This is a genomic window from Levilactobacillus fujinensis (assembly GCF_003946335.1).
Taxonomy (GTDB): domain Bacteria; phylum Bacillota; class Bacilli; order Lactobacillales; family Lactobacillaceae; genus Levilactobacillus; species Levilactobacillus fujinensis.
In genome coordinates, this window is sequence record NZ_RHNX01000015.1 from 1 (window position 1) to 25413 (window position 25413).

Below are 25413 nucleotides of genomic sequence, written 5' to 3' on the forward strand. Positions count from 1 at the left end.
TCATTCTCACTTTCAATTAGTTTTGGTCGACGATGTTGATGTGGGGCAGTGTGCCCCTTTTATTATACAGAAAATGGCGTCGACAGATTTCTCTATCAACACCAAATATCATAGAACCTAATAAAAAACGTATGAACAACTCGAAATGAGTCGTTCACACGTTTTTATCTATTTAACCGGGTATTAATCGTTATCTTGCTGTAGTAATGCAATGCTAGGTTCTACCCACACTGGCAAGGCCTAAGCTCATCGCAAAAATTGAATCAGCAAGCGATCAACCTGAACGTTGTCATGCAACTTACTATGCTGTGCCCTTGGCCCAACAATCTTGCGTTCCTGATAAGACTTCGCTCGCTCGGAGACCAGGTAACGTAACGATTTAGAGGATGCATTGCTGACTGAACCATCCGAATGCGATCCATCATTCTTGTCGCCATAAATATTCAGCACAGCAATTTGATTCTTAGGGTAAGTCTTACGAAGCCGTAGCAGCGTTTTATAATCAGCCTGCATTTTTTTAGGCTTGCCATTGCTGTAAAGTTTCATGCGATTCGGCGCGTCATTCATTCCTAAAATGCCGTTGAAATGCCCCGCAATATCAACTTGCTTCTGCATCTTAGGCAACCCCGGCGTGTTATCTAGCAACTCATACATAATTGCCATATTGCCCATCGAATGACCAACGGCATTAAATTTTTTGGTATGATACCTTTGCTGAAGTTTGACGATTGTTGCCTTGGCCCATCGTCCCCACTGGCGCGGATTTGACTGACGACTGTCCTTAAAGTCCACCTCTACAATTGGGTGATAATCTCCTTCGCGAAACTGACCAGACAAGGAAACTTTTCCCTGCTTTGAAACCGTTGCTCGCATGATCGTCTTGGTCAGGCCAGCATTTACTAGCGCATGCGCCATCTGTTCTTCGGCACGATAACTACTTCCCCAGCCATGAAAGAATAGTGTTGGCTCATACTTACTCGCATTCGGCAAATCCGTTGCCGTTAGCTGCCGACTAGTCGTCCCACAAGCCGTCAACCCCAAAACAATTAGGCCAATCTCCAAGAACATTAACACTCTTTTTTTCATATGCCAAATCCCCCATCTACAGCGACAAATTTCTTGCTCAATTGACTGAATAGGCTAAGTATAAGCCTTCAAGTGGGCTCTAAGGCAAGCTCTATTTCACCCTACTATACATGTGCCAGTTTGCTCAGTTACATGTTAAAAAGTAAAACCAGGACTTAATTCGACTAACCCCGAATCAAGTCCTGGTTTGTTTGTCATTAACGCTTCTATTTGCTGAGAGATTATTTACCATTTTATAGAATATTTCAAGAGGGGCCAAATTTTAGTGTGGCAGTTGCTCCCCTTGCGAGTACGCGATTAATTATATTACCGCCGGAGCCGTTCGATGCCAGTAGAAGTAGGCCAATGTCCCTAAACTAAAGAACGCTGCGATACCTGCCAAGATCCAACTGATACCCGCAATTGACCCACCCAACGAAATTGTATGTCGCAAACCAGCCATCGCAACGGTCATCGGTAAATACGGATGGACAGCACGGTAGAATGGATTGGTAAGTTCAATCGGATACGTCCCACCCGATGCGCCAATCTGAAATAACATAAACAGTAACATTAGCCAAGCCCCAGTTAAGCCAAACCATAGTCGGAAGCAGGTTACCAGACTGAAGAACGCTAAAACAATCAGGAGGCTCAACAGGTACGTTTCACCCGGTTCCAGTGGTCGCAAGCCAATAATATAGTACACCCCCAGATACATAGTAGAAGCTGCTAATATTACAAATCCCCAAAGAAATCCCATTTTATCGAGCCAGGCACGAGCAAAATTACGGTATTCTCCGTGGCGCTTGCGTGCGTCGTAAATAATATTGAGCGTAATGCAGCCCACGAATAGTGAAATCACCATAAAGTAGGGGGCCATACCCGTTCCATTGTTGGCTACGGACACTACGTCATGCTGCGTCAATTTTACAGGCATCGCGAGTTGCTTTAACTGATCTGTGCGTCGCATCTCACTGAGTTGCTCACCGCCCTGGGTCAAGCCTGCTACGATTTTTTGCGTTGCCACAGCGACCTGGGCTGCTGGTAACCCGGTAGCACTAGCCCGATTCAATTGGTTAAGCTGCTTCGCCGTTACCGTCAACTGCTTTCCTGCCTTGAGCGCTACCTCCTGGCTGGCCTTTAATTCGGCCTGAATCGTTGCTTGGTTAAGTTCCGTTTGCAATTTCTGCATCGCAGTCGCCCCCATCTTCGAGGCTATTGTGCTTTGACCTGCGTTGGTATCATAGGTCACTTTTAGCTGCTTCGGTGTCGTTGCCAAATGACTTAAGGTTTGCGAAGCATTGGCCGGGATCTTTACAACTAAAAATAACCGACCGTCCTTCAATTCTCGTTGGGCCTTCGCCGCACTCATCCGATGAAACTGGAGAGACTTGCTATCAACCAATTTCCGCGATACCGTCCGTCCCCAGTCCAGCGTACGCGTGGCGCGGTCCTGATCGACCACTGCCATCGGTAAATGATAAAGCTCACCATACGGATTCCAAACAGACGCCAGAAACAAACTCGCATAAAACAGTGGAATGACTAAAATACCTAATAGGATTCGCCAAACTGCTGGATGATGCTTCAGATATAACCATTCATGAGATTTCATGTGCTCTCCCCCTCATTTTGTCGAATGAACGAATCATTCATTCGATTGACCCCCAGTCTAAACACGCCCGCCCAAAACACAATTTTTAGCAGCCATTTTGCGTGTCTTTGCCTGGTCAGCTAATTAAGGGGCTCACTGATAGCTACGCCGCAACATCTCCCGAACAACAGTCAACATTTGCTCTTCATCATTGCGCGCCATCTCCGTTTCAAAGCTGTCATAACGCTTGTGGGCGCACCACCAGAACACGAGATCAACGATAACTACCCCGTTACGTTGTGGGTCGGCCAAGTCAGGTTTGTCTTGTTGTATAAAATCTCCAACGTGTTGATAAATTTCTTGACGCTGCTGGCGATATAGCGCGGTCAATGCCGGATTCACGGTCGGATTATGTTCGAGGATCAGAAAGTAACGCCCATACCGTTTGAACGCCGTAAACAAGGCCGTTAATAGCTGGTCAAACTTGGTGGTCTGTTGATTAGCCAATTGATGGTTCCAGTCAGCATATGCGGCCTCCGTCTGCCGCACAAGCTCCCGTGGATCAACTGGCTGTAAAGGATAGGTTGACCATGATGAGCTCCCAGCTGTAGGCAAAGTTGTCAGAAATACATAATCCAGCAAAGCCTCTTTTCCACTGAACATCCGGTATAGCGTTCCCACCGCAACGTGTGCCCGCTGCGCAATCATCTGCATCTGCGTTTCGTGATAGCCTGGTTGAATGAATAATTCACTCGCTGACGCGTAAATCCGTTGTAATTTTTCTTCATCGGTCATCAGTGACCAACTCCTCTCCACCTCCATTAAACCCTAAATGGTGGCAAAGTGCCGAGTTGACCACGCCACTAAGTCAATTACCTTACAAACAACCAATTGTATATAGCAAAAAGAACAATATCAGGATGCAAGTTACTCCCTCAATTATCCTTCAGCTCTTAAAGTCGCAATTGAATCTAATCACATTTTTCTCTAATTATTCCAGAGATGCCTAGTTGTCGAGCCATTCACTATAACTGACATTTCACTAATACTTAAATAAAGACTGTTAACTCAAGTTATTGTATACAGCAAGAATTTTGGAAAGATTTTTATTCACTTTGTTTAGTTGGGTGCTCTAAATTTTTCAGCTTTTCAGTTTGCAAGTGGCCTAGCCAAAACAACCCCAACAATGATATCACAGCACTCCCTATCATTGTCGCCTGAAAACTACTTACAAAGTTTTTACCATGAAATTGGTAAAAGATCATTACAGCAATCGTTGTTCCCAGTGCGCCACCTAACAAGCGAAAAACATTATAAACCCCGGAAGCCTTGCCAATCATCGCCCGTGGAACTGCTCCGAGCACCGACTTCTGGAGTGCCGGTCCAGCCATCGATAATCCAATTCCTGCCAGCATTAGCGGTAAAATTAACCACACATAGTTGTGATGAACGAGTAACGCGATCAACACGTATCCTATTCCTTGAAACAATAATCCTAACGTGGCTACCCAGCGTTCCCCAAACCTATCGACTGCCCGACCCGCAAATGGTGCTACAAGCACCAATGTTCCTGTCCAGGGTAAGAGTTCCAGTCCAGCCGTCAATGCTGTCGCACGCTGACCAGTCTGTAAATACTGCGGGAGGAAGAACACGACACCATACATAGACCCGTAAAGACAAGCCGTGGCAAGATTAGCGTCCGTAAAGTTGCTTTCCCGAAAAAGACTGAGATCAATCATTGGAGAATTTTCATGTGCCTGGCGAACTATGAGCCAGCCACCGCACCCGATACTCAGCAAGCTAATTGCTAGTGCCCAGCCTAACTGACGCCCACTAGTCGTTACCGACAGTGCCCAGACCGTCCCAGCCATAGCGATGATGATCAACAGACTATCCACGAAGTTAATTGGGTCGCTTTGACCGCGACTTTCCGGTAAATAACGCCGAGATAAGAGAATAGCCAAGATTCCAACCGGGACATTGATCCAAAAAATCCATTGCCAAGTTAACCGAGCCACAATGAAGCCACCCAGCGAGGGCCCAACAATTAAGGCCAGCCCGCCAATGCCACTCCAAATGCCTAGCGCACGTCCCCGTTGATTTGTCGGTAAGGCGTTAGTGAGGATGGCCATTGACATGGGGGTCATGACTGAAGCCCCAATTCCCTCAATGATCCGTGCTAAAATCAACCAGTTGATGCTAATCGCCAGCGCACAGAGAATCGAACCAAGCGTGAAAATCAGGATACCCCAATTGTAGATTCGCCGGCGCCCAAAACGTTCCCCTAATGAGACACCGACCAACAAGACTGCGGCAATTGTTATATTGTAAGCATTCAGTGCCCACTGTAGTGTGTTAACTGAAATTTGAAATTCGGTGCGAATCGCGGTGGACGCTGTAGTGACGATCATTGCGTCCATCATAGCCATAAAAAATCCCAACGATGTCAATACCAGTATCCATCTTGACCTAACTTTTTCCCCTGTCATTTCTCCATCTCCCTAATGTTTACATAGTTCAAATATCTTTGAACTATGTAAACATACCATTGCCTGCAAACGCTGACAAGAGGCAAAACAAAAAAAGAGAAGATTCTGATAATCTTCTCCTCATTGGTCTAACGGCCTATAAACTTTGCCAGAAATGAGTTAAGTGCCGATCGACCGTCGACCGGTCTAACATCACATATTTTTCACGTGCCACCTTATGCGTGGTAATTAGGTCTGCCTCCTGCAAGATTTTAAAATGATATGATCCGGATGTCTTGCTAATGTGCATTGCCCGACCGATTTCGCCACAAGAAACCTCGTGGTCCAACTGATTCAGATACTGGATGATCTCTAAACGAATTGGATCAGCCAAGGCCTTAAATACTTTGATTTTATCTTCTGTTGTCTGTATTTGCTTTGTCATAGTCCTTATCTTACTAGAATTATTTTTCAAATCAACTGTTTGCCCGCAAGGACCCGTCATAATTTACGCTTTGCTCGCTGCTTCAACGCCTGATTGATCTGACTGACACGTAGATGCTGATCCAGCATGACGATGATCCAAACGGCAACGTAGATCAAGACAAACTCAACCCAGAAAACGAGGTCAATTGACCAATTGTTATACCTCATCAGCAGTAAAATCAACACCGCCGTTCCGACCAAATGAATGCCAAACGCCAGCGGCCAAGCCAGCTCCTCGTGATTACTGTCGAAAACCATACTGAGAACGCCAATTGCCCCGCTCACCAGAAACAGACTGCACACGATTTTAGATGAAACGTTGGTAGACGCTGCATGAAACGCAATCAACAGGAGATAGGCAACGGCACCATAACCCACACCACGGATTGCGTACCTGAGTATTTTAGTCATAGTTCTCCCTCCTACAGACCTAATTGGGCCATCAGCCCCTTGACATATTTACGACTCACTGCTGTCTTGAGGTGCGTCGTTAAAACGGCGGTCATGTTCCCAGAAAAACTGTCTTCTAAAGATTGCAAGTGATCCAAATTTAACACGCCATGCTTGGAGACTTGGACAAAAGTAGAGTCACCTAACCGCTGGACAAAATGTCGCAATGTTTCATGAGTGGTAATCGTTCCCGTCGTGGTATAAAGCAGGAGGGTCTCGTGCTGAACATCGGCAAGAATAATCGTAGCTGTCTTCACCATCACTAGCCGATCAGGTGTCTTGACGGGAATAATACCGGCGTGGCCGGTTTGATAGTTATCCAGATACGCCAAAATTGCCGTTGTTTCCGGACTTTCCGCAGCTGCTTGCACGATCACCAATGGATCAGCCGAATCAATATCCGAATTTTGCTCGAATTTATGCCGCACGCCAATCCCCCCAATTTTTACTTACCGTTCGCGAGTGAACCGGTGCCGCCGCTGGATCCGTAGCCACTTCATTCCAAATACTAAGCCCGCGGCACCGCTAAAGATTAATCCCATTATGAGGTAAGTTTCTTGTTGGGTCAATAAGGTCGACCAATTTAGCCGGACACCCATCAATCGATCAAAGGCATTTTCCGCCGTTACATTACCAGAGAAAGCCGTTTTTAGTTTATCATCCATCAAAAATTGTCGATAGAGCGCCGCCACATAGCTACCGGGAATAAAATTGACCATGCCCTGAGCAAAACCAGGTAAGGCCCCAATGGGGATGTACGTGCCCACCAGGAACCCAGCAGCCGTTCCCACGATGGTGCCTAGTTTGCCTAAATTATCCACCGTATGAACGCCCTGGACAATTGCCGCATTTACCACAACTGCTAGAAGTGAACTCGTTACCATGAGTCCCAGAACATTTAGAACTGCCGTGACGGACAGCGTCAGGCCATCCGTCAGGTAAAAACCGCCCCACATAATGATGAACATAGCTAACTGGGTCAGCGCACCAATCACCGCGGCACTGATCAAGTAGCTGGTAAATAAGCGCAGGGGCCCGGCATCGGTCAACTCCAAATCGGCTGCAATATGCTTTTCTTTATCCGTGACCATTAACGCTAGACTACTGAGGGTCGTGGTGATGCTGGTGATAGCCAGTGTGCCTCCAATCAGCCAGGTGTCGAGTAAGATCTTCGCGTCAGGCATTTGGCGCAAGCTTGACAACATGTTTTTCTTCAGAAAGACCAGGTACAGGATAAATGAGATGAGCGCTCCTAAGAGTGAGAAGAATACCCCACTGTGATCCCGAAAGTACAGCAACAAATTACGTTTAATCATTGCTAACATGTTACCGCATCTCCTTTCCCGTCAAGGCCAAGAAGGCATCATCCATGGTACCCGGCCGAAATTCAAAGTTACTGATCAATGACCGATTTGCCGTTAAAATATCAAGAGCAGTTTGCATCGTTGGTAGACTGAAGACAATTTGGTTGGCAGTCAACCGCGTCGGCTTCTGTGCCACCTGTGCTGAAAGTTGTGCGACGTCCGGTGAGGTCAACGTCAGCTGGTCGGTCGCGTAACGATTCTTGATTTCAGCCGCTGTTCCCCGAGCCAACACCCGGCCATGGTCGATCACAACAACATTATCCGCTGAGTCAGCCTCATCCAAATAGTGCGTGGTCAAGATGACAGTCAGCTTCTTTTCTCGCTGTAACCGCTGTACCAAAGACCAGATGGCTAACCGTGTCTGAATATCCAGACCAGTCGTGGGTTCATCTAAAAACAAAATGTCTGGCTCGTTGATCAAAGCCCGAGCAATATCGACACGGCGCCTTTGCCCGCCGGATAAGGTCCCATAGCGTTGCGACATAAACGTGGTGAGCCCCAGCTGTTGACTTAGTACCGTCACTCGGTCAGCAGGAACGTGGCGATACTGACCGGCTCTAACCTGTAAGTTCTCTTGTACCGTTAAAATATCGTCCAAAACACTGCCCTGAAAAACGACACCCAGCTTGGGAGCGTGGTCGTAGGTCACCTGGCCAGCGGTTGGTTGCAACAGCCCAATCAACATGTTCATGGTCGTCGACTTACCCGCACCATTTGGCCCCAGCAGTGCCGTAAAACTTCCCTTTTCAATCTGTAGGTCCACCGCGTTGACGGCGACGTGTTCCCCAAAAGTCTTCGTTAAATGTTGCGCTTCTAATAACATCTGCCTCATCTCCTATGACAGGAGAATACACCCTGAACGAGCGCGATGTCTTGGCAATTGGGGTGAGTGGCCACTTTTGACGGATAAGTGGCTCTATCGGTTGGGTAAAATTGCGTACTACCATTATGCATTCTTTCCGCTCTACATCGTGAGACGGCCTGAAAGACGTATGACCTTGGCGACTGGCGAACCGAAGCTGGTTGGAGGTGTTTCCCACAGCAAACGGAATTCCTGGTAGTCAGCATGTGGATCTATTTAATTCTCCAAAATAAAAAGCACCGTCATCTCTCGGATGACCGATGCTTTGTTTCCCTTACCTCAGTGACCATTTACGCAATCTAACTAATTCCCCAATTAGTCAGCGCTCTTGAATTGGCCACTAGTTAAAGCACTTGCCAAGACAAAACCTTGACCCTTAACGTAGCTAAACGTCTGAGTCTTCTTGGCCGAATTCTTAAGCTTCAATTGTTTTGTAACTTTGTAAGTAGTCCCCGCCTTTAGGTTGCCCTTAGCCGTCAAGGTCGCAGTTGGCCGGTCAGCGGCAATAAGTGCTTTGTAAACGACTGGCTTAGCGTCTTTCGTGTGAACCGTCTTCGCCTTTTTGAAAAAGCTAGATGAAACGATGGTGTAGCTTACAGTCTTGGCCTTGACACCATCAGCCGCCTTAAACTTGCCGGCCGTTAACTTGCTGGCAACAACCCAGCCTTGACCCTTAACGTAGCTGTATTTCTGCGTCTTCTTGGCGTTTAGCTTCAAAGTAGCTTGCTTTGTCACCTTGTAAGTTGTGCCAGCCTTCAAGTTACCCTTAACCGTCAACGTCATGGTTGGCCGGTCAGCAGCGATGTTAGCCTTGTAGACAACTGGCTTAGCATCCTTGGTGTGAACCGTCTTTGCCTTCTTGAAAAAGCTAGACGAAACAATCGTGTAAGTTTGGCTTTGCTTAGCCTTTGCCGTCGTTGCAACAGCTGTAGTACTCTTAGCAGAAGCTGGTACGGCCAATGCCATTGGTGCAACTAACCCCAAAACAGTCATTAATACTAAAGATTTTTTCATAATAATCCCACTCCCTCTTCCAAAGATTACAATTATTATAATCAGATTACAGAATTGTGTCAATGGATTTTCGACTGTAATATATTAAGATGTTCTAAAGGCACAATATTTTAGGGGAGTAACTACTCGCTCATAAGGCCGATTTGCCATTAAATGCTACGAAATCGTTAAGCTTAGTGTATTTGCTGGTCAATTGGAAAAATTGGTTTGTCAATATCATGCCATCTCTTCCACACCGCTTGTTTTAGAAGTAGCCTGTATAGATGACATACATGATTAACAATTTTGACTTACTTCACTAGCATTCTCCCCCGAAACCAGGTAAATTAGACCTAATCAGTCCGTACGAGGGAGGAATCGCCATGTCACTTGGAACCACACTTAAACAGGTTCGCCAAAAACAGCAGCGTTCGCAAAAAGACGTCGCGGTGGGAATCTGTGCACAATCGATGTTATCTGCCATCGAAAACGACCGGTACACACCAAACGCTAAGCTCTTACTGGCACTCTGTCATCGCTTGAACATTTCACTTGATGAGATCAGCCTGGCAACCGATTTTGCCATCAGTGGGGATGATGGTCTGAATACGCATATGCAACGGCTCTGCAATCAGCATCACTATCAAGAACTAGCCGACTTCTTGACAGCCGCTAACACACAGAATGCCGTGATCACTGCACAACAGACACAGGCATATTACTACTATCTAGGCGTGGCACAGCTCCATGTCGGCACGACACTCACCGCCGAGCAGAACCTCCAGTTCGCTATGACCATGACCGAGGAACGGACACCGACCACACTGACCCGACTGGCCATGGTCTCGCTCGCGACCGTTCGCGCCAAGCAGCAGCGACGGAACAGTGCAACGCAATTGGTCAATCAGGCGCTTGCAACCATCGACCGGGGACCCCACGAAGAAAATTGTAACATTATCTTTTATCTCGCCGCCTTGACTGCCTTTTTTTTACATGATTCCGCGTTGGCTACCCAACGACTCATGATGGGCATCACCTACATTACTAATCATAACTCCCACTACATGCTAGCTAACAGCTACCGGTTATTGGCGGAAATTGCTGATCAGGCTGGTCACGAAAATGACGCCACAACCGCTCGGCAAAAACAACAGTTTCTGTCGGACCTCTTTCATGAAAAAGTTCCCGAAAATTTTTAAACACAAATTTTCAAATATCAGTATTCTGATTTTCAATCATGACGTAAAGCGACTAAAGTAGGGCCATCCAATAAGGGAGGCCTTTTTAAATGTCAGAAAACCTATTTCAAAACGTTATCCTTACGCACGCCCATCAGGAACGTTTACGTGCGATTCTGATTCATCCGGAAAACTTACCGTTGTGGGACGATGAAATTACTCAAATTATCCCAACGGCTAATGGTGCGGTTCAACTCAGCCGTCGACCGCCGGCCCTCAACGAACACGAATGGTTGACCGTCACTACTACGGCCAGTCAAATTAGCTACCACAGTCATGGCGGACGCTTAGACTATGAGTTAGTCTTCACCTTAGTCGGGGATACGACTCAAACCAGTCTAACTGAAGAACTCCGTGTAACCAACACAACTAGCCTTCCCGTCCCTTTACGATTATTGGTACCAATCGCTAAGGCAGCCTTCTCACGGAAACTTCAAGCCTTGGTTGCCCTCGCAGAATCGTCTGGAAAGGTGTTCGCCTAATGCAAACCATCATTCAGACGTCCTATCGTGGGATTGACGCCTTAACCCTCGAGTCGCGACCAACTCCTAAGTCTCTTAACCCACTTGCTGTCAGAGTTGAGACCCGCTACACGCCGGTCATGCCCTATGATATTCTCACGGAGACCGGCCAGCTCAAACAACGACGTCCCGTCAAGCTGCCCATTGTCGTTGGCTACGGATTTGGCGGGATTGTCCGCGAAGTCGGTCGCTTACGTAGTTCCCAATTCCTAAACCGACCCGTGATTGGAATTCAACTGACTGGTAGCCATCAAGAACAGGTACTTTCAACGTTACCACCACTTCTGTTTCCAGTACCTACGGGCGTCACACTGGCGGCCGCTACGACGCTCGTCGGTGGTGCAGACGCTGCTTACTTTGCTTTAAAGAAGACTCAGTTGAGAGTAGGTGGAACCGTACTAATCACTGGTGCCACGGGTAGTGTCGGCACTTATCTTGTCCAATTAGCACGGCTGGCTGGCACCCATGTTATTGCAGTTGGTCACTCTAGTCGCCATGATCTCCTTACAGATTTAGGGGCCGACCAGGTCGTCGACTACGATCGCCCCCTAGCCGGGCAAATCAACGACTCAACTATTGTCAATCAGATTATTGATCTCGCTGGTAATCCGACTTTACTAGATCAGCTGACGGCTCTTTTAGGGGCAGTCAACATCTTCTCACTAGCTTTACCCCAGTATCAATCTCAGCACCCACAACAGGTCTTTACTTTCGCCAGTGGTGCAATTACGCCAGGCGACTATCGGTGGTTACTTAAACAGCTGGCGGAAGGACAGTTGACCGCGGTAATTCAGAAAGAATTCCCCTTCACCGCCGTTAAAGTTGCCCAACACCAACTGGTAGATGGGCACGCTGCCGGCCGAATTCTATTGACCTATAATCAGGAGGATAATTAACCATGATGCATAATTTAATGATTGATTGGTCGCAACTGCTGCCGCACTTATTGACGTTGTGGCTTATTGGCTGGGGATTGCGCGCCTTGCTGATTGGCTTCATTTTAGGCGGACTACTCTGGTTATTTAGACGAACCCGGTAACTCAAAAAACGTTCTGGCCAATAATTCAGCTCAGAACGTTTTTTAGTTACAGACTAAGGTTCTAACATCGTCACAAACCGCTGATCCCAAATGCCCTCGAAGAAGGCAATCGTCTGTTGGGCGGTCATAAATTCGTTGTCTACAGTGGTTGTTAATCCCCGCGTCATCTGTAAATCGTACCCAATACCGTGGGCTACTTTAACGGTTGTGTCGACACAATATTCAACCTGAGCCCCACAAATTTCTAGTGACTCGGTGGCAAATTCGGTTAAGACACGCCGTAGATTGGTGTGATAAAAAGCGTTTGCATGAGTCTTGAACACGACGGAATCCGTGCCCCGATAGTCCAGTTCAGGAATTAACGCCCAATCATGAGTTTCTTTAACCAAGTCCGCGTCCGTCTGCTGAACAAAAACGACTGGTTTCTTTGCTTGCCGATACGCCGCAATTCGCGCGTTGACACCCGCAATGACTTGTGGCATGTTCGCTGCGGTCTGTTCACCGTAACAAACACCATTTTGAAGATCAATGACTAGTAAGACATCTGCCATGTCGATGGCCTCCTTCAGGATCTTTTGCTTACTCTCTATCATAGCGTATTGGAACCCGCAAGTCTCTAAAAATTTTGAGCCAACCAACTGGCCGTGGTGACGATGTCGTAAACTAAAATAACTGACCCTTTTGTTGCAGTGTTCACTTAACTCTCAGCCTCATTTTCTTCGTTCAACTTGTCACAATCGATAATCAGCTGACAGACCTCTTTCTCAGGAATCAATTTCATCGAATATTTTCGGCCATATTCAATCATGGTATGGTGGGCCTGATGCAATTCTTCCGGCTGAAGAACACCCACGATTTTATTTTCGACTTGTAAGGGGGATGCCGACTGACCTACAAAATGGAGGCGTTTGGAGATTGCTGAAACGTGCGTGTCCACCGCAAAGGTTGGCTGCCCAAAGACATCGCTCAATACGACATTAGCCGTTTTCCGCCCCGCACCCGGTAACGCCATGATACCCTTCCTGTCGGTAGGAACCACGTCGTTGAGCTCTTCGTGAACGACTCTAGCCGTCTTAATAATGTTGCGTGCCTTATTGTGAAAGAGGCCAACACTCTTGATGATCAACTCAACATCAGTCACGTTAGCCGCCATCAAATCTTTCGGTTCTGGATATTTAGCAAACAAAGTCGGTGTGACTTTGTTCACCGATACATCCGTTGCCTGTGCACTGAGAATCACCGAAACCAGGAATTGGAAGGGCGTTCTGGTGTCTAATGATTGGCCAACTGGACCAATATCTGCCTCCATTTGATGAATAGCCCACACAATCTGTTCGTCTGTTAGCATACGATTCCCTCGATTCCTTTAACGTATTTGCTTACTGACTTAAGTTTACCGCAAAAAGTTAGAGATTGAACTAAATTAAGCAATAGTTTCAGCCCATATCTGGAGACCAGTAAGGCGAAGAGCCCGCTGTGTTGTCTAATTTTACTCTCAGAATCGGTGTCACAATGTCATAGCAGGTGCTTTTTAAGTTTCAACCTTAATTAACGACCAGGTTGTCTAGTCACGAATTTCGACTTGCAGGTAGGTTATTTTGTCGTCTTGATCAAATTGATAAGTGTCAAAACCGTGAAAAGCAAACAACTTGCCACTACTTTTACGGCCTGCCACTGCCCACTCGGCTTTGTAGTTACCACTAGCAACGCTTACCTGGCAAAGATGTCGCAGTTCCTGATTGTCTTTGAAAAAGTGCGCAAAGAAACTCGTAATTTTGGCTGACGTGTCAGCAACAAACCCGTTGGCACCTTTAACAACGGCAATATCTGAAAAAAGATTGACGATTGCGTCTCGTGCTTGTTCATCACTAGACGCTGAATCTGAAAACTCAAAATATCTTTTGATGATCTCTACCCTCTGGTCCATGGAAGTTCTCTCCTTTGTTTTTCAATTGCTTAGTGTAGACCACACCCTTGAAAAGTAAAGAAATGTAATAGCTAGAAATTACAAATGGTTCAGCCAATGACATATACCATTGATTGGAACCTTATTAGTCTCCTAATGTCATCTAAAAAATGATTGGCAAGATAACCTTCCAACCAAGTACGCCAACTAAAAGAAACACAATCAGCAAAAACCAGAACAAGTAAAAAAACAATCTGATTATAAGTAACCCCATCCGCAATAAAAATAACGGCAGCTCTAACAAAAATAGCATATTCCCGCTTCCCCTCAATCGTCTCTGAGCAACCTAAACGTCTTTCGCTGTTGACTCGATTTTTCCGGAACCAATTTATAATCGATGGTAGCCATTTTCATATCATATTGTCCCTTAAGACTGCCATTCATGATCCTTAACACCTGATTAGACTCATCAATTGCATAGCGATAATTATGATTAGACCGGGCGTCAGTAACCTTCATCATTGACTTAGAAAAATTAGCAATCCCGACAGAACCATTCTTCGTGTTTATACGCTGCAAAATTTGGTCAGTCGTTAAATGATGCGGCATCCGTACTATCTTAGCGGTTTCAACACCTAAAAATAATACAATCACGACGACGATTAGCCCCTTTATCTTACGCCTACTCATTTACCTCGTTTCTCCCCTATAATTCTTTACGTTGTATAATCAGTGCTGATCCCACAATCGTCAATATTAATACCCCAAAACTAACCCCAATATATGGCCAAAGTGCATCAATTTTTAGTGTCCCCAACGTTATCTGTTGCGCGACACCTGTAAAGTTAATGTACCTAAGCCATCGCCAACTCGTAAAATTTGATAAGATTGCGATCAAAATTGGCCACAAAGCCATACAAATGGTAGCAGTGACTACCGAATTCGCCAGAACTAGCACGATAACGCCAATGCTAAAAATAACACTAATAAAAAATCCAATTGTCACAGTCATCAACCCCAGTGTTCGTACTAAAGACATCAGCGAAGCACCACCGTCTCGGCCAGCCAAAAGACTGGTCAAGATAACCACGCCGTAAAAAATTAACGTCAGGAAAAGAATGTCCAACAGCATGGTGACAAATTTCCCCAAAATAAAACCTATTCTTGAGATTCCTGAAATCAACGTGTTTTTATACGTCTTCTTCGAAAATTCCTGACCAATAACAATCACAAACAGCGCAATGTCGATATATAAAAGCATTGTGGAAGATAGTGTCGCACTTTTCAAGCCTGTCATTACCGACCACCGACTACCTTCAAACTCTTGCATTGTATCAGCATTAATCATAATGCCTCCTGTACTCTCAAAAGCGGTGATCAAGACACTAAGCAAAACAGTCAACGCCAAGATGATATAACTTCCCCGCGTATGCAATTGGCGATAGCTATCAGCCTTAATTTGGTTAAACATGATGCTGATCCTCCCTTGCGACCAAGCTGGTATAGTACTCCTCCAGTGAGCCCTCTCGTTGAACAATTTGGTTCACGGAGACTCCCCCTTGAACCAACAGCTGGTTTATCTTTGCCGCTGACAGTGAACTATGCCGAATTATGAGATGATGTTCATCCAGAATCTCAAAGTCGCCAGCCACTTCATGATCTAATACTTGTCCGGCAACCGCAACCTGGTCAACCGTAATTTCCAACCCAGACTGATTGGCAGCGTCTAACTCGGATTTGGTTACTTGTTTAATCAGTCGCCCGCGATGCAAAATACCAAACCGATTTGACACTTGGTAGAGTTCAGACAAGATGTGACTTGAAATCAGAATTGTTGTATGTCGTTCCTCATTTAGCTGCTTAATCAACTTACGAAATTCTATTATCCCATTGGGATCAAGTCCGTTGATTGGCTCATCCAGAATTAAAAAATCCGGCCGAGGTAATGTCGCTAACGCTAATCCTAACCGCTGTCGTTGTCCCAATGATAGATGACTCGCCTTAGTAGACTGTTTAGCTGTTAACCCGACAAAATCTAACACGTCTGCCAGTAAGTTTGGCTCCGAAATGCCATGCTGAATGGCACACAACTTCAGATTTTGGTTAACCGTTAATTCCGGAAACGCTGTTGGATTTTCAATGATAGCTCCTGTTCGGCGTAATGCTTGCTGATAATGACCTGATTGCTCGCCTAGTAAGACAATCTTTCCCTGTTTCAAAAAAGACAATCCCGTAATCAAGCGCATGAGGGTTGTTTTTCCAGCGCCATTCTCCCCGAGCAGGCCATAAATATCACCACTTTTAACGGTCAGGCTAACATCATCAAGTGCTTGAAAATTGCCGAAGCGTTTGCTGACGTTAGTAATGGTTAATACGTCTTCACTCATTATTGTCGTCATTTCCTCTCCTGTTCATTCTTAACCATCACTAATCTTAGTGACTAGTTCTTAATTCCTGCTATAAGTAAACCTTAATTTAACCTAAATTGTGACGGCTAGCGTCTTCATATATAATTAATTGTATATGAAGCTAAGGAGCCATTCAAAACCGATGTTAAAAATATTACTAATCGAAGATCATACTGATATTCAACAACTTTTAAGTGCCGTTCTAAGCCCTCAATACCAAGTCTTAACCGCTTTAGACGGCATTAAGGGGCTACAAGTCTTTGGTGAGCAGCGTCCCGATCTCATTATTTTGGATTTAATGTTACCTAATATCACTGGTGAAAGTGTGCTTAAGACTATCCGTAAGACCTCTAATGTTCCCGTACTAGTTTTAACGGCTATTCAGTCAAAGACCAAAACAGTGGCCTTACTAAAAGCCGGTGCCAATGACTACCTCACGAAGCCTTTTGACATTGATGAACTCTTGGCTCGCGTTCAAGTCCAGTTACGTTCAACAGCTCCCATTAGTCCCGTAGAAAATACGACTTTAACATTTGATGACATTCGGCTAAGCCTAACAACTCATCAAATTACAGTCAGTGATCATACATTAACGCTTCCCAAAAAAGAATTTCAAATCCTACAGTTATTGCTTAAAGATCCGCATCAGGTCTTTGCCAAGGCCCAATTGTACGAGACCGTATGGGGTGAACCCTATCAGGATGCCGAAAACACCCTTAATGTCCATCTCAGCAATCTTCGGATTAAACTCAACGCACTGACAGGCCATTCAAAATACATTGTCTCCATTTGGGGCATTGGTGTCCGACTCGTCTAGTGAAGGAGTAGCTCATGACAACTTTAATCATTATTGTCTTATTTATTTTTGTTTTCATTCTGAGTAGTGTTCTCGGACTAATCTTAGTTGATCTGCGACACATCACAACGGATCTTGTCTACATCAATACCCATACAACCAATGCGGGTGTCACTAGTAATCTCCACTTCGGCATTATCCAACATCTGACTGTCGCGATGAATCAGCTCCTGCAGAAGACCCATCATTTACAACAGACGGAATATCAGCGTGAACACCATCTGGAACAAATGTTACTCAACCTGACACATGATATTAAGACGCCGTTAACGGTTGCCACAGGCTATGTTCAGTTGATTCAGAAACGGCCGTCCACGGCAACACCCACAATTTTACAACGGGTTTTAGATAACTTGTCTTCGGTTAACTACTATTTACGTTACCTGATGGACTTCAATTTGGTTCGTACCAAAGCCAACCATTTAAACCTGGAATCAGTGAACGTCTCTCATTTCTTAGAACGCGAGCTCTTTAACTTCTTTGACGATTTAAACGCCAAGCAAATTACAGTGATTCCCAAGATTGTCCCCGACCTGTACCTGACGACGGATCAACTTTTATTACAGAGGATTATTCAAAATCTAGTCGGCAACTGGTTGAAATATGCCGCCGCTTCCGCAACTATTAGCCTCGACAAAGCTGACGAGCAACATCTTAGGCTAGCATTTAGCAATCACACAGCAGAAGGCTTGACGGGGGATGACACACTCACTGAGCAATTTCACACGACCAACATCCATTCTTCACAGAGTCTCGGTCTGGGGCTAAGTATTGTTCGTTCTCTCGTCACTACCTTAGGCGGTAAAATGGCAGTAAAAATGGAAAAAAAGACCTTTATCGTAGAACTAATCTTTAGGACGCTACCTCCAGTCGACTAACCGTCGAAGTATATTTTCTTTTATGGCTGCTGTAACAGCAATATTCAAAACTAGGCAACATTGGCCAGTCATCGCCTTACCGGCTCAGTAGATATGGGCTGGCTTAGTAGAAAACTGGCGATTCAAACCAGAAATCAGCAATTTAGAAGTACGCTTAATCTTCAGAATGCCCCCCTTAGGCTAATGAACAATAGCAAAAGGCGGCAACCAATGACACCGGTTGCCGCCTTCTAATTAGTTTTTGAATTACTTCGCTGCGAGTCGTTGCCGGGTCGCGTCCAAAATTGCCGGTGCCAGTCCCAATCGTTCGGCGAGCCACACCGCCTCACTGGCTCCTACCTGATGAAGGAGCAAGCGATACGTTGGCCGTAGCGTTTGTGGGTCAAAAGCCATGGTAGCCGTCATAAATGTCGGGCAATCCACCGCATATTCTTTGATTGCGCTGAAGTGGGTCGTCGCAATAATCGTTGCTTGCTGTTGCCGCAGGTACTCGATAATGGAAATGCTCAGGGCAGAACCTTCTTCGGGATCAGTCCCACTCCCAATTTCATCGAGTAGGACCAGTGCGTTGGGCTGAATGTGGTTGGTCATGTCGACCAGCGTCGTCATCTCAGCAGCAAACGTACTTAGCTGCGCCGTGATACTCTGATTATCGCCAATGTCGACCCAGAACTGGCTGAAAACGGCCATCTGTGTGCCAACTGCGGCTGGTAGTTCTAAGCCAACCTGAACCATCAACGCAAAAAGCGCAATGGTCTTCAAGACCACCGTCTTTCCCCCGGAATTAGCCCCAGTAATCATTAAACCTTGATGGGCCGTCAACTCAATGTCTAATGGCACAGCATTTTCACCCAGTAAGGGATGGCGTCCCGCCACAATCTTAATGTGTTGGTCCGCGTTTAACTCAGGCATCCGGCTAGCAGTTTCCAAACCGTAACGTCCCCGAGCCATAATCTGGTCAAAATTGCTGAGCAACGCTTGATTCTTGACCAGGTCGTCCCAATGATCCAAGACGTCCCCCGTCAACGTGGCTAAGAGTTGATAAACCTCATCGCTTTCGTCATTAAGCAGATTGCTCAGAACAGCGCCCTTCTTCGCGGCCGCCTGCGGCTCAAAGAAAACAGTAGAACCAGTTCCGGATTGGTCGACGACCTGTCCGCTGAACCGATTCTTATAGCTGGCTTTCAGTTGGACACAGACCCGGTCGTTGCGGGTAATCAACCGCGGACTCTGAACGGCCTGTGAATGTTTCTGCACAAACTGCGTCAACGTCGACTGGACCTGTTGTCGTTGTTTCTTGATTTGCCGTCGAATATCGGCCAACTGTGGCGTTGCTTCATCGGCAACCTGTCCGCGAATGATGACGTGGGCTAATCGGCCTTGAAGCCCACTTAGTCGCGTTGCCGATCCAAGCATCACGTCCAACTCTGGCGCGAGTCCTTGATGTAAATGGAGGACGGTCTTTAGTCGTTGTAAATTGGTCAAAAAGTCACTGACTAGGCCTAGTTGCTGGGCATTTAGTAATAATCCTTGATTCATCTTTGTCTGTAACGCTGTCAATTGATCTAAATCAAAGAACGTTAGCATGACGTCATTGGCCAATAATCGGTGTGCTTCGGCTGTTAAGATCAATTGGCGCTTAACGACGGTCAGATCGGTTTGATTCACACTCGCCTGTAATTCAGTGGCTGCCCGCTTACTGTGCGTATAGCTAGCCACCGTGGCTAAAATCTGATCTAATTGCGTAATTTGTTGTAAGTTCATTTTTTCTCCTTGCAGCGAACAGCATGGAGAAACAAGTCATAGTTAATTGAATTGTCGGTCCTGCTATTTACTAATACGTGCACGAATTCGTGCCGGACATCGCGCGACAATTTTCCACACTCATTAACGTCACTCCTCATTTTTTCGTAGATATTAACCGTAACATACGTCGCGAATTTGAGCAAATTTAGGGGGGGAAAATAGTCGCAAGAAAGGCCCGTACCGGCTTCCTGACGACCAACTTGTTCCTATTGTTCATGCTTTAAAACAAAATTCTTAAACTCATCAGTGGCCCCGTGGAATGTCTGCACGTGATCCATGAGGTAAAAAGTACTCGTCCCCGCTGGATTATTGATCTGATCGACCGTATCCAAAATATAGATGGGTTTATGCAGTGCGGTTGCGATACCAAACTCGATATTTGATCCCTTACCTCCTGGGAAGACAAAGACAAAGAAATCACAAGTGGTGATCCCGGTGTATTCGGCTTGGGCGATTTCCCTGAGGTCTGCGAGATTAGTTGCTCCTACGCGCTTAGCCCAATCATAGGTTCGCGTGAACCCGGCATTTTCGAGTTGAATTGAAACATCATTGATCAGTTGGATCTGCCTAAATGAACCTGCGATGTAAAATTGTTTAGTGACCATACTAGTTCTTTACTTTCTGTTCTTAGTTTAAGGCTATATCGTTTCAACCGGCAAACGCATGCCTTTCCAGCCCTCAAGCGCACAAGACAATTCGCAGGCCTCAAATCCCGCCGACAATAAAGTGAGCAATGCTTCTTTTCCTAAGGTCGTTCCGGCTGTCCAGTCATAAACGACATAAGTTTTGGATTTATCCAGTTCGGTCAAATGGGCGCTAAGATCCTTGGCAGGCATGGCAATGGCCCCCTTGATCTGATCTTTCTTAATTGTGGCAGGGGCATTCCGAACGTCTAACAGCACATACTTTGAATCCGGTTGGTTCAGATCCTCCAGAACCGTTGTATGATCGATATACAGGCTAAGATAGGTCTTTAAAAAGTTGATTTTTTCATTTTGCATGTTGGTCGCTCTCCAATTCTAATTGTAAGTCGTGGGTTCCCTGATTGATTTTTTTCAATAACCCGTTCAGTTGTCTCATCTCGGCCGCAGATAAGGGGGCCATAATTCGTTGCACCGCCGCAAAGTTATGGGGTAAAAATGCCGTGACGGTTTGCTGGCCCGACTCCGTTAAGCGGATAAGCGTCGAGCGTTTATCAGTTGGCGAGGCCACTCGTTGGACCCACCGCTTGGTTACTAGCCCCTTGAGCAACTTACTAACGGTCGCTCTAGTTGCTCCTAACTTATCAGCAAGCTCGGAAGGTGCCAATTGTTGCTGCGTTGCTTGCGCCAAAAACATTAAAATAATAAATTTCGATTCGGACAATTCCGAATTTGCCAGAACCTGGTCATATTGCCGTTGCATTTCGCGGTAAGTCCACTGGAGATTCAAGAAAAGCACGGAAACTTCTGCTTCTTCCGTTGAACCAGCCACCAGCGATATTCGGGCTGCATCTGGTCGATCATTGAAGTCATAATTAAGGGTAATTTTTGTCACTCCATTTCTAATTAGCCGGCTAACTACATTTGCTAATATAACAGGTTACGTTCAAAAAAACAAGACTTTGGTGATTAAAAAAGCCAGTACCTACTAAATAACTGTAGTGTACTGGTTCTTCTGGTAGCTTACGCCATATCCCCTCTAAATCGTTGCTTCAATTTCTGTTCGCTCGCTTGTAAGAGGTCTTGCGCATCAATATCGTACAGACTGCTAATGACCAATACCTGATCCAAGGCGTCTGCCAATTCTTCTTTCAGATTCGCACGTAACTCTTCTGGAGTCGCCTTCTTCTCTCCGGGATGATCACGACCAATCTCAATTGCCCGAATCGCCCGAGAAACTTCACCTGTCTCCTCTGTTAAAAAATTCAGATGGACAAAGGGAGAGTATTGATACCAGTTTCGTCGCTGATAGAAATCAACTAACCAGTCCTGATGCTCTGTAATCGTCACTTGCGTTTCCTCCTCTTAGCTTAATGGTACTCTTCAACCTTACCAGATTCAGCCCATGACGCAACTAACGCTGCTTACAAATTAACTTATGCGGCTGAGATTGAAATTCCCCATATACCTGTTATGACTGTCATTACGATGATACTGAACCTAAAATTAGGCAACTTAGACCCGTCACCGCCTTTCCAGCCGGAAGATGTCGGCTGGAAAGGTACGAACACAACCTGAATCCCGGAAAGTGTCGCGTCTCCAAGCTTAGTTTTCTACTAAGCCAGTGGGACCCCCCTGACTAAGTAGAACGACGCGCCTGAGCCTATAGCTGCCGACCTCTATGAATATTTCGGCTTTTAACTTTCAGTTATCTAGCCAAGAACCTTGGCGTCCGCGATTTATCAGTGTTTTGTGTCCTTTAAAGATGACTATATACCAAAAGTACACGACGTAAATACGCCAAGTCCGCCAAAAAGTGTGACCTTTTTTGGACTATGTCCTTACGTTTTTCCTAAGGCGGCAAAGAAAATCTAAAATCCAAGCAAAAAACGCCCACTCCTGTGGGAAATGCGGTAGGATTGCAACATGTTAACCGTTAGAAAAGTTTGGAGCATCATTCGGAGGTGATTCGATGCGCTGGGAACCTTTAATCATTATCTTGCTCATGGCCAGCCTGTGTGGCCTGCTCATCGTCACTACCGTTCAGCGGACGCGAACACGTTGGTTTGCTCTGCTCGTCCTCAGTTACTTTACCGGTCTTGGTGCCATCTTATTCACACCATTGGCTTTCACTGGCACAGCTGTTTGCATTATGCCAGCTGGTCTCGGTCGAGTTAACCTGACACAACTCGACGTTTTCAATTTAGGATTTCTAGAGAATATTTTGATGACCATTCCGTTGGGGATGCTGATTAAATGGGTCTTGCCTAAAATCTCCATGTGGGGCGTCACCATATTAGGTATCTTCGCCGGTTCTAGTTTCGAAACAATTCAGTATATCTTATCCCATCACTGGTTAATCAACCGTAGTAGCGATATTAACGACGTCATCTCAAATACTATGGGCGTGGTTGTGGGGGGCATTGCCATTGCTGTTTACTACCGGATCGCGGCCAAACATCGGCAAAGGCCACAAGCCATTGCCTAACAGTCACTACCACATAATGGCTAAATAATAAGCAGCACCGATACCATCTGGTCTTTCAGAATGTATCGGTGCTGTTTTCGGCTTACCGTTATTCAACCAATCAATGGACAGTGCACGCCATTATCTTTCACCATGCACCCAGCGATCAAAACGGGGAGCATGGTGAACATCGTAGTGCCCCGCTTCGTCTAAGACTACCTGTTCCACTGGAACCTGCGCAACTACTTCTCGCCAAACAGCAGCGGCTGGCAGCTTCTCCATCATCACCTGGCCGTCGATAAGGGTGACGTTTAACTGGTCACCTGCAGCCAAGTCCAGTTCTTTTCGAATCGCGGCGGGAATAACTACCTGACCTTTACCCGAAACTTTCACCACCGTCATAGGTCATGTCACCTCACTTCTAAATAATTGTTCTACAGAGGTAACGATACACGTAATATATGATTGAGCCAAACAAAAAGGACCGCTAACTAGCAACGGCCCATTACAAAACTAATATCTGACATTAAACCTGTCTTAACTCACTAATCGACCCGTCGACCAATGGCAAACGCGTAGAATTTCTCTGCATATGGGCCATTATCAATCGATTTCTTCCCTTTAACATTTTCCTCAATGTTTAAGCCGATTTCGTACCTCTTAAGCTTACCTAATTTGGCGGCCGTATAACCGTAGTTATTGGCTAAAATCTGCTTAACTTTTTTAACTCGTTTCGTCGTGCTAACGGCGTTACTCGTTGCTAGATATTCAGTAACCTTAGGGAAATAAGTCACGTTTTGATAATGATTCGTTTTCAGCACACTCTTCTTAACCATTGGCGTTGCTGGATCCTCGTTACCAAGCTTCAGGCCAAACTCATACGCAGCAATATTCGTTAAATTATAGGTTAACTTCATATTGGGTAATGACTTCACTATTGACCGCGTAATCCCCTGAGTTGGTGAATACTTAATGTAATCTTGGAAATCCTGACTATTCGTGAACATGCCCATCGGCACATAGCGACTCTTCAGCAGGTCCATCGCTAACCCGTGAGTTAAATACCCCCGCCAAACATAGCCGACCGTTCCCTTAGGGTGTGTCTTGGTTCCGCCAGCATTGATGTAATAGTAAACCGCTTTGGTTCCACCATGCTGTAGGACGACAGTTGAAGCTCGTGTAAAGGTCGTATTAGGTCTATCTGTCAAATAGCCGTATCGCTTCGTATGTTTTTTATTCCACAATGCCACTTTCTTATTGGGATACTTCGCGCGATAAGTTGGTCGCTCAGTTGGCCACTTTTCTGAGACCACCGTATATTTCTGAGAAGCCTGCGCCGTCTGCGAAGAAACCAGGCCCAATGCGATACTAAATACTAGCCCCAGGACGACCCCTAATGTCGTTCTAAATTTCATAACGTCCATTCCCCTTTTTAAGCTATCTTACCATACTTTCAATCTTTTTGAACCGTTAATAATCCATAGTGTTGTATATTAGACATGAATATGAATTTTCCTTTATGGAAAACTGCGCGTGACTCTGACCAGGCCAAGGTGTATCAACACATACTGGTAGTTAACTTGCTTCTTGAAGACGTCCTAGCAATACTCTGCTCTGCAACTCACTTCCATGAATGACGGTCACGGTCCAAACAATGGGGTTTTACTTCACTTCACATGCATTTTTCTTGTCACTAATGTTAAATTTAGTTATACTAGTGGCAACTTAAGACCACAAAAGGAGTGATGAACATGGAAACAACCATTCGTAAAATTGGTAATTCAGTAGGCGCTATTATTCCTAGTGAACTTAATGCTGCAGCTGGTGACAAGTATAAAATCGTTAAAATTGGTGACACATTTATCATGACGCCTTTACGTGACGATCTTTTTAGCAATGAAGACGACTGGCTTGGTTTTCGCGACAGCATCTCCAAGGAAGACCGCGAATGGGATGAGGCTGAAAACTAATGTATGTTCCTATCCAAGGAGATTTAGTCACTATTAACTTTGACCCCTCAATTGGTCATGAGATCAAGAAACGACGTCCCGGCCTAGTCGTTAGCAAGACTATTTTTAATAAAATGACCGGCTTCTGTCTAATCTGTCCGATCACAAGTACTCAGCGTGCTTTTGGAACTTATGTGACGATTGTTCAGCCTCATAAAATTAAAGGTGAGGTTGTGACACACCAATTGCGATCAATGGATTTCAAGAGAAGAAAGCTAGAATTTATTGAAACATGTGATCCTGTGACGTGGGCACACGTCATTTCTACGATTGATCAGTTCATTTAATTTACATCTGAGAGATAAGAAGGGTCAGACGCCCGCGTTGAATCCCAGGTGATCTGATCTTTTTAATTCTAACAA

Annotated in this window: 32 protein-coding genes; 9 read left to right on the forward strand and 23 right to left on the reverse strand. The window is 45.6% G+C overall.

The features are described 5' to 3' along the window. Positions 1-246 precede the first annotated feature (246 nt). The 10 genes from EKM89_RS06905 to EKM89_RS06950 form a co-directional block, all read right to left on the reverse strand. A complete protein-coding gene (locus EKM89_RS06905) occupies positions 247-1086 on the reverse strand; it encodes an alpha/beta hydrolase (RefSeq protein WP_125686998.1) in 840 nt (279 codons plus the stop codon). Positions 1087-1387: 301 nt separating this feature from the next. Further along, positions 1388-2680 (reverse strand): YhgE/Pip domain-containing protein, encoded by a 1293-nt coding sequence (locus tag EKM89_RS06910; RefSeq protein WP_125687000.1) that lies wholly within the window; start codon positions 2678-2680, stop codon positions 1388-1390. A 132-nt stretch (positions 2681-2812) separates the two neighbouring features. Continuing rightward, the gene (locus EKM89_RS06915; RefSeq protein ID WP_125687002.1) at positions 2813-3454 is read right to left on the reverse strand and encodes a TetR/AcrR family transcriptional regulator; all 642 of its coding nucleotides are present in this window, start codon (positions 3452-3454) and stop codon (positions 2813-2815) included. A 311-nt stretch (positions 3455-3765) separates the two neighbouring features. Next, a complete protein-coding gene (locus EKM89_RS06920) occupies positions 3766-5148 on the reverse strand; it encodes an MFS transporter (RefSeq protein WP_125687004.1) in 1383 nt (460 codons plus the stop codon). A gap of 136 nt (positions 5149-5284) precedes the next feature. Continuing rightward, on the reverse strand, positions 5285-5572 hold the full coding sequence (locus EKM89_RS06925) for an ArsR/SmtB family transcription factor (RefSeq protein ID WP_125687006.1): 288 nt from the start codon (positions 5570-5572) through the stop codon (positions 5285-5287). A 56-nt stretch (positions 5573-5628) separates the two neighbouring features. Beyond that, complete coding sequence (locus tag EKM89_RS06930) at positions 5629-6024, reverse strand: DUF3021 domain-containing protein (RefSeq protein WP_125687008.1); 396 nt, start codon at positions 6022-6024, stop codon at positions 5629-5631. Between the two features lie 11 nt (positions 6025-6035). Beyond that, the gene (locus EKM89_RS06935) at positions 6036-6491 is read right to left on the reverse strand and encodes a LytTR family DNA-binding domain-containing protein (protein ID WP_125687010.1); all 456 of its coding nucleotides are present in this window, start codon (positions 6489-6491) and stop codon (positions 6036-6038) included. Positions 6492-6512: 21 nt separating this feature from the next. After that, positions 6513-7388, reverse strand: a complete 876-nt coding sequence (locus EKM89_RS06940; RefSeq protein ID WP_125687012.1) for an ABC transporter permease — start codon at positions 7386-7388, stop codon at positions 6513-6515. Between the two features lies 1 nt (position 7389). Next, positions 7390-8250, reverse strand: coding sequence for an ABC transporter ATP-binding protein (locus EKM89_RS06945; RefSeq protein ID WP_125687014.1), 861 nt, complete (start codon positions 8248-8250; stop codon positions 7390-7392). 354 nt (positions 8251-8604) lie between these two features. Then, entirely contained in the window at positions 8605-9303 is a 699-nt protein-coding gene (locus EKM89_RS06950) for a hypothetical protein (protein ID WP_125687016.1), read from the reverse strand. A 362-nt stretch (positions 9304-9665) separates the two neighbouring features. On the opposite strand from EKM89_RS06950, the gene EKM89_RS06955 reads away from it, so the two are divergent. The 4 genes from EKM89_RS06955 to EKM89_RS14065 all read left to right on the forward strand — a co-directional run bounded on the left by EKM89_RS06955 (position 9666) and on the right by EKM89_RS14065 (position 12080). Beyond that, positions 9666-10481 carry a helix-turn-helix transcriptional regulator gene (locus EKM89_RS06955; RefSeq protein WP_125687018.1) on the forward strand — a complete coding sequence of 272 codons (816 nt, stop codon included), beginning with the start codon at positions 9666-9668 and terminating at the stop codon, positions 10479-10481. Between the two features lie 89 nt (positions 10482-10570). After that, positions 10571-11002 carry an SRPBCC family protein gene (locus EKM89_RS06960; RefSeq protein WP_125687020.1) on the forward strand — a complete coding sequence of 144 codons (432 nt, stop codon included), beginning with the start codon at positions 10571-10573 and terminating at the stop codon, positions 11000-11002. Continuing rightward, positions 11002-11937, forward strand: a complete 936-nt coding sequence (locus tag EKM89_RS06965; protein WP_125687022.1) for a zinc-binding dehydrogenase — start codon at positions 11002-11004, stop codon at positions 11935-11937. The genes EKM89_RS06960 and EKM89_RS06965 overlap by 1 nt, the downstream gene beginning before the upstream one ends. A gap of 2 nt (positions 11938-11939) precedes the next feature. Then, positions 11940-12080, forward strand: a complete 141-nt coding sequence (locus tag EKM89_RS14065) for a hypothetical protein (protein ID WP_164510531.1) — start codon at positions 11940-11942, stop codon at positions 12078-12080. A gap of 53 nt (positions 12081-12133) precedes the next feature. On the opposite strand, the gene EKM89_RS06970 is transcribed toward EKM89_RS14065, so the two are convergent. The 6 genes from EKM89_RS06970 to EKM89_RS06995 all read right to left on the reverse strand — a co-directional run bounded on the left by EKM89_RS06970 (position 12134) and on the right by EKM89_RS06995 (position 16373). Continuing rightward, positions 12134-12631 carry a cysteine hydrolase family protein gene (locus EKM89_RS06970; protein ID WP_125687024.1) on the reverse strand — a complete coding sequence of 166 codons (498 nt, stop codon included), beginning with the start codon at positions 12629-12631 and terminating at the stop codon, positions 12134-12136. Between the two features lie 146 nt (positions 12632-12777). Then, positions 12778-13428 (reverse strand): endonuclease III domain-containing protein, encoded by a 651-nt coding sequence (locus tag EKM89_RS06975; protein WP_125687026.1) that lies wholly within the window; start codon positions 13426-13428, stop codon positions 12778-12780. A 216-nt stretch (positions 13429-13644) separates the two neighbouring features. Beyond that, the gene (locus EKM89_RS06980; RefSeq protein ID WP_125687028.1) at positions 13645-14007 is read right to left on the reverse strand and encodes a nuclear transport factor 2 family protein; all 363 of its coding nucleotides are present in this window, start codon (positions 14005-14007) and stop codon (positions 13645-13647) included. A 306-nt stretch (positions 14008-14313) separates the two neighbouring features. Next, entirely contained in the window at positions 14314-14676 is a 363-nt protein-coding gene (locus tag EKM89_RS06985) for a hypothetical protein (RefSeq protein ID WP_125687031.1), read from the reverse strand. Between the two features lie 16 nt (positions 14677-14692). Continuing rightward, positions 14693-15457 (reverse strand): ABC transporter permease, encoded by a 765-nt coding sequence (locus EKM89_RS06990; RefSeq protein WP_125687032.1) that lies wholly within the window; start codon positions 15455-15457, stop codon positions 14693-14695. Further along, the gene (locus EKM89_RS06995) at positions 15450-16373 is read right to left on the reverse strand and encodes an ABC transporter ATP-binding protein (protein ID WP_125687034.1); all 924 of its coding nucleotides are present in this window, start codon (positions 16371-16373) and stop codon (positions 15450-15452) included. The genes EKM89_RS06990 and EKM89_RS06995 overlap by 8 nt, the downstream gene beginning before the upstream one ends. Before the next feature lie 163 nt (positions 16374-16536). Between EKM89_RS06995 and EKM89_RS07000 the strand changes: the two genes are divergently transcribed. Together EKM89_RS07000 and EKM89_RS07005 are read left to right on the forward strand one after the other, a co-directional pair. Continuing rightward, positions 16537-17211 carry a response regulator transcription factor gene (locus tag EKM89_RS07000; protein WP_125687036.1) on the forward strand — a complete coding sequence of 225 codons (675 nt, stop codon included), beginning with the start codon at positions 16537-16539 and terminating at the stop codon, positions 17209-17211. A 14-nt stretch (positions 17212-17225) separates the two neighbouring features. Beyond that, positions 17226-18128, forward strand: a complete 903-nt coding sequence (locus EKM89_RS07005; RefSeq protein WP_125687039.1) for a sensor histidine kinase — start codon at positions 17226-17228, stop codon at positions 18126-18128. A 246-nt stretch (positions 18129-18374) separates the two neighbouring features. On the opposite strand, the gene EKM89_RS07010 is transcribed toward EKM89_RS07005, so the two are convergent. The 5 genes from EKM89_RS07010 to EKM89_RS07030 form a co-directional block, all read right to left on the reverse strand. After that, positions 18375-19892, reverse strand: coding sequence for an endonuclease MutS2 (locus EKM89_RS07010; RefSeq protein ID WP_125687041.1), 1518 nt, complete (start codon positions 19890-19892; stop codon positions 18375-18377). A gap of 248 nt (positions 19893-20140) precedes the next feature. Continuing rightward, complete coding sequence (locus tag EKM89_RS07015; RefSeq protein ID WP_125687043.1) at positions 20141-20539, reverse strand: nucleoside 2-deoxyribosyltransferase; 399 nt, start codon at positions 20537-20539, stop codon at positions 20141-20143. 33 nt (positions 20540-20572) lie between these two features. Beyond that, positions 20573-20935, reverse strand: a complete 363-nt coding sequence (locus EKM89_RS07020) for a rhodanese-like domain-containing protein (RefSeq protein WP_125687045.1) — start codon at positions 20933-20935, stop codon at positions 20573-20575. After that, positions 20925-21470, reverse strand: coding sequence for a MarR family winged helix-turn-helix transcriptional regulator (locus EKM89_RS07025; protein ID WP_225421840.1), 546 nt, complete (start codon positions 21468-21470; stop codon positions 20925-20927). The genes EKM89_RS07020 and EKM89_RS07025 overlap by 11 nt, the downstream gene beginning before the upstream one ends. A 128-nt stretch (positions 21471-21598) precedes the next feature. Then, positions 21599-21925, reverse strand: a complete 327-nt coding sequence (locus EKM89_RS07030; RefSeq protein ID WP_125687047.1) for a MazG nucleotide pyrophosphohydrolase domain-containing protein — start codon at positions 21923-21925, stop codon at positions 21599-21601. Positions 21926-22547: 622 nt separating this feature from the next. Between EKM89_RS07030 and EKM89_RS07035 the strand changes: the two genes are divergently transcribed. Then, positions 22548-23063: a VanZ family protein gene (locus tag EKM89_RS07035; RefSeq protein WP_125687049.1), complete on the forward strand. Its 516-nt coding sequence runs from the start codon at positions 22548-22550 to the stop codon at positions 23061-23063. A gap of 120 nt (positions 23064-23183) precedes the next feature. Here the strand turns inward: EKM89_RS07035 and EKM89_RS07040 are convergent, their stop codons facing one another. Together EKM89_RS07040 and EKM89_RS07045 are read right to left on the reverse strand one after the other, a co-directional pair. Further along, positions 23184-23444 (reverse strand): AbrB/MazE/SpoVT family DNA-binding domain-containing protein, encoded by a 261-nt coding sequence (locus tag EKM89_RS07040; RefSeq protein ID WP_125687051.1) that lies wholly within the window; start codon positions 23442-23444, stop codon positions 23184-23186. Between the two features lie 143 nt (positions 23445-23587). Further along, a complete protein-coding gene (locus EKM89_RS07045) occupies positions 23588-24457 on the reverse strand; it encodes a hypothetical protein (protein WP_164510532.1) in 870 nt (289 codons plus the stop codon). 336 nt (positions 24458-24793) lie between these two features. Between EKM89_RS07045 and EKM89_RS07050 the strand changes: the two genes are divergently transcribed. After that, the gene (locus tag EKM89_RS07050; protein ID WP_125687055.1) at positions 24794-25012 is read left to right on the forward strand and encodes an AbrB/MazE/SpoVT family DNA-binding domain-containing protein; all 219 of its coding nucleotides are present in this window, start codon (positions 24794-24796) and stop codon (positions 25010-25012) included. Further along, positions 25012-25338 (forward strand): type II toxin-antitoxin system PemK/MazF family toxin, encoded by a 327-nt coding sequence (locus EKM89_RS07055; protein WP_125687057.1) that lies wholly within the window; start codon positions 25012-25014, stop codon positions 25336-25338. The genes EKM89_RS07050 and EKM89_RS07055 overlap by 1 nt, the downstream gene beginning before the upstream one ends. The last annotated feature ends 75 nt before the right edge of the window (positions 25339-25413 follow it).

Excerpts from the sequence above, each read along its gene's own strand:
- EKM89_RS06905 (WP_125686998.1), bottom strand. The coding sequence starts at position 1,086 with ATGAAAAAAAGAGTGTTAATGTTCTTGGAGATTGGCCTAATTGTTTTG.
- EKM89_RS06910 (WP_125687000.1), bottom strand. The coding sequence starts at position 2,680 with ATGAAATCTCATGAATGGTTATATCTGAAGCATCATCCAGCAGTTTGG.
- EKM89_RS06915 (WP_125687002.1), bottom strand. The coding sequence starts at position 3,454 with ATGACCGATGAAGAAAAATTACAACGGATTTACGCGTCAGCGAGTGAA.
- EKM89_RS06920 (WP_125687004.1), bottom strand. The coding sequence starts at position 5,148 with ATGACAGGGGAAAAAGTTAGGTCAAGATGGATACTGGTATTGACATCG.
- EKM89_RS06925 (WP_125687006.1), bottom strand. The coding sequence starts at position 5,572 with ATGACAAAGCAAATACAGACAACAGAAGATAAAATCAAAGTATTTAAG.
- EKM89_RS06930 (WP_125687008.1), bottom strand. The coding sequence starts at position 6,024 with ATGACTAAAATACTCAGGTACGCAATCCGTGGTGTGGGTTATGGTGCC.
- EKM89_RS06940 (WP_125687012.1), bottom strand. The coding sequence starts at position 7,388 with ATGTTAGCAATGATTAAACGTAATTTGTTGCTGTACTTTCGGGATCAC.
- EKM89_RS06945 (WP_125687014.1), bottom strand. The coding sequence starts at position 8,250 with ATGTTATTAGAAGCGCAACATTTAACGAAGACTTTTGGGGAACACGTC.
- EKM89_RS06950 (WP_125687016.1), bottom strand. The coding sequence starts at position 9,303 with ATGAAAAAATCTTTAGTATTAATGACTGTTTTGGGGTTAGTTGCACCA.
- EKM89_RS06955 (WP_125687018.1), top strand. The coding sequence starts at position 9,666 with ATGTCACTTGGAACCACACTTAAACAGGTTCGCCAAAAACAGCAGCGT.
- EKM89_RS06960 (WP_125687020.1), top strand. The coding sequence starts at position 10,571 with ATGTCAGAAAACCTATTTCAAAACGTTATCCTTACGCACGCCCATCAG.
- EKM89_RS06965 (WP_125687022.1), top strand. The coding sequence starts at position 11,002 with ATGCAAACCATCATTCAGACGTCCTATCGTGGGATTGACGCCTTAACC.
- EKM89_RS14065 (WP_164510531.1), top strand. The coding sequence starts at position 11,940 with ATGATGCATAATTTAATGATTGATTGGTCGCAACTGCTGCCGCACTTA.
- EKM89_RS06970 (WP_125687024.1), bottom strand. The coding sequence starts at position 12,631 with ATGGCAGATGTCTTACTAGTCATTGATCTTCAAAATGGTGTTTGTTAC.
- EKM89_RS06975 (WP_125687026.1), bottom strand. The coding sequence starts at position 13,428 with ATGCTAACAGACGAACAGATTGTGTGGGCTATTCATCAAATGGAGGCA.
- EKM89_RS06980 (WP_125687028.1), bottom strand. The coding sequence starts at position 14,007 with ATGGACCAGAGGGTAGAGATCATCAAAAGATATTTTGAGTTTTCAGAT.
- EKM89_RS06985 (WP_125687031.1), bottom strand. The coding sequence starts at position 14,676 with ATGAGTAGGCGTAAGATAAAGGGGCTAATCGTCGTCGTGATTGTATTA.
- EKM89_RS06990 (WP_125687032.1), bottom strand. The coding sequence starts at position 15,457 with ATGTTTAACCAAATTAAGGCTGATAGCTATCGCCAATTGCATACGCGG.
- EKM89_RS06995 (WP_125687034.1), bottom strand. The coding sequence starts at position 16,373 with ATGAGTGAAGACGTATTAACCATTACTAACGTCAGCAAACGCTTCGGC.
- EKM89_RS07000 (WP_125687036.1), top strand. The coding sequence starts at position 16,537 with ATGTTAAAAATATTACTAATCGAAGATCATACTGATATTCAACAACTT.
- EKM89_RS07005 (WP_125687039.1), top strand. The coding sequence starts at position 17,226 with ATGACAACTTTAATCATTATTGTCTTATTTATTTTTGTTTTCATTCTG.
- EKM89_RS07010 (WP_125687041.1), bottom strand. The coding sequence starts at position 19,892 with ATGAACTTACAACAAATTACGCAATTAGATCAGATTTTAGCCACGGTG.
- EKM89_RS07015 (WP_125687043.1), bottom strand. The coding sequence starts at position 20,539 with ATGGTCACTAAACAATTTTACATCGCAGGTTCATTTAGGCAGATCCAA.
- EKM89_RS07020 (WP_125687045.1), bottom strand. The coding sequence starts at position 20,935 with ATGCAAAATGAAAAAATCAACTTTTTAAAGACCTATCTTAGCCTGTAT.
- EKM89_RS07035 (WP_125687049.1), top strand. The coding sequence starts at position 22,548 with ATGCGCTGGGAACCTTTAATCATTATCTTGCTCATGGCCAGCCTGTGT.
- EKM89_RS07040 (WP_125687051.1), bottom strand. The coding sequence starts at position 23,444 with ATGACGGTGGTGAAAGTTTCGGGTAAAGGTCAGGTAGTTATTCCCGCC.
- EKM89_RS07045 (WP_164510532.1), bottom strand. The coding sequence starts at position 24,457 with ATGAAATTTAGAACGACATTAGGGGTCGTCCTGGGGCTAGTATTTAGT.
- EKM89_RS07050 (WP_125687055.1), top strand. The coding sequence starts at position 24,794 with ATGGAAACAACCATTCGTAAAATTGGTAATTCAGTAGGCGCTATTATT.
- EKM89_RS07055 (WP_125687057.1), top strand. The coding sequence starts at position 25,012 with ATGTATGTTCCTATCCAAGGAGATTTAGTCACTATTAACTTTGACCCC.